This window comes from Streptomyces sp. MA5143a, assembly GCF_900290235.1.
GTDB lineage: Bacteria > Actinomycetota > Actinomycetes > Streptomycetales > Streptomycetaceae > Streptomyces.
Genome location: NZ_OLMK01000154.1, coordinates 1 through 957, shown reverse-complemented (window position 1 = coordinate 957; position 957 = coordinate 1). Strand labels below are relative to the sequence as shown.

Sequence of the window (957 nt, the reverse complement as noted above, 5' to 3'; positions counted from 1 at the left end):
CCCCACACGCATCGGACAGCGACCACACCCCCGCCACATGAGCCGCCACCAACTCCCCCAGCGAATGCCCGAGCACCACATCAGCCCGCACACCCCACGACTCCAGCAGACGAAACTGCGCCACCTCCAACGCGAACAGGGCAGGCTGAGCCCACCCCGTGGACTCCAACACCTCGGCGGGACCGCCGAACACCACGTCCCTCAACGAACCCGGCAACAACCCCTCAAACCCCGCACACACCTCATCGAAAGCGGAAGCGAACACCGGGAACGCCTCATACAGACCACGCCCCATCCCCACCCGCTGCGAACCCTGACCCGAGAACACCACCGCCAGACCACCGCCCGACGCGGTGGCCTGTACCAGGCCGGGTGTGTCCTCCCCTGCGACGAGGGCGCGCAGGCCGTCGGCCAAGGCGGGGAGGTCGGGGGCGGTGACGGCAGCGCGGTGTTCCATGAGGCCCCGTGTGGTGGCCGCCGAGGCGGCCAGGTCCGTCAGCGGCAGGCCGGGGTGGTGGTCGAGGTGGGCGAGGAGGCGGGCGGCCTGGTCGCGGAGGGCGGACTCGCTGCGGGCACTGAGCAGTACGGGCACGGCGGGGAGCGCTGTGCCCTGGGTCCGCTCGGGCTCGTCGGCCGTCGATTCGTCCTCGGGGGCCTCTTCGAGGACGACATGGGCGTTGGTGCCGCTGATACCGAAGGACGAGACGCCCGCGCGGCGCGGGCGGTCGGCCCGTGGCCACTCCCGCTGCTCGGTGAGCACCCGTACCGCACCGGCCGACCAGTCCACCTGTCGGGTCGGCCGGTCGACGTGCAGGGTGCGCGGCAGCGTCCCGTGCCGCATCGCCATGACGGTCTTGATGACGCCGGCGACTCCCGCGGCGAACTGGGTGTGCCCGATGTTGGACTTGACGGAGCCGACCCACAACGGCCGGTCGTCCGGGCGCCCTTGGCCGTAGG

General features: G+C 71.8%; 1 protein-coding gene. It reads right to left on the bottom strand.

Annotated elements, in window-relative coordinates:
• On the bottom strand, positions 1–957 hold a 957-nt coding region (locus SMA5143A_RS42215), incomplete at both ends, for an acyltransferase domain-containing protein (protein ID WP_146194060.1).